We start from the raw sequence: 1232 nt of genomic DNA on the forward strand, positions 1-1232 counted from the left end.
AGACCCCGCGCGCTGGCCGATGAGCAGCAGCGCGCCCGCGACGAGATGGCGCGGCTGTCCGACGCCGCGGCGCAGGGCGGCTTGCAGCAGGCGCTGGACCTCAAGATGGAACGCGAGAAGGCCCTGGGCGCCCAGCGCAGCGAATACGACGACCTCACCGCCAAGCTGCGCGCGAGCGACGAGCGCCGCATGCAGCTGGAACGCGCGCTCGATCCGCTGCGCGCCCGCATCACCGAATTCCAGCTCAAGGAGCAGGCCGCGCGCCTGGGCCTGGAGCAATACACCACGCTGCTGGCCGACGCACAGGCCGACCTGGAGGCGGTGGCGCAGTCCATCGAGGCCGGCGGCGTGCGCTCGGCCGGCCTGCAAAGCGAGATCGACCGCCTGCACCGCGAGATCGCGGCGCTGGGCGCAGTCAACCTCGCCGCGCTGGAGGAACTGAACCTCGCGCGCGAGCGCAAGACCTTCCTCGACTCGCAGACTGCCGACCTCACCGAGGCTATGAACACGCTGGAGGACGCGATCCGCAAGATCGACGCCGAAACCCGCGAACTGCTCTCGGGCACCTTCGAGACGGTGAACGGCCATTTCGGGCGCATGTTCCCCGAGCTGTTCGGCGGCGGCAATGCGCGCCTCATCATCACCGGCGACGAAATCCTCGACTCCGGCGTGCAGGTGATGGCGCAGCCGCCGGGCAAGAAGAACCAGACCATCCACCTGCTGTCCGGCGGCGAGAAGGCCCTGACCGCCATCGCGCTCGTCTTCGCCATCTTCCAGCTCAACCCCGCACCGTTCTGCCTGCTGGACGAGGTGGACGCGCCGCTGGACGATGCCAACACCGAACGCTATGCCAAGCTCGTGTCCAGCATGAGCAGCGGCACACAGTTCCTATTCATCAGCCACAACAAGATCGCCATGGAAATGGCCGAACAACTGATCGGCGTGACCATGCAGGAGCAGGGCGTCTCGCGTATCGTGGCCGTGGACATGGAGTCCGCACTGTCCATGGCCGATGCCTGAACCCCCAGAAGCCGCACGTTTTTTCACCATGAGCAACTTCCAACTCGGCCTCATCATCGCGGGCGGCGTCGTTCTGGCGGCCATCGTCGCCTTCAACGCTTGGTCCGCCCACCGCAACGCCCCCAAGCGCGCGAAACCGCCCGAGCCCGACGGCTCGGCCGAGCCCGCGCTGCGCCAGGAGCCGGCCTTCGATGCCGGCGGCGCCCCCGGTC

General features: G+C 68.1%; 1 protein-coding gene and 1 pseudogene. Both read left to right on the forward strand.

What is annotated here, in order from left to right; translation table 11 throughout:
* Positions 1-1020 (forward strand): chromosome segregation SMC family protein (locus AC27IQ_RS24905; protein WP_487091204.1); only part of this gene is annotated, 1020 nt, incomplete at its 5' end.
* Between the two features lie 28 nt (positions 1021-1048).
* Positions 1049-1232: pseudogene (locus AC27IQ_RS24910) on the forward strand (cell division protein FtsZ); the annotation flags it as partial.

It is taken from the genome of Acidovorax sp. KPB24-07 (assembly GCF_057543315.1).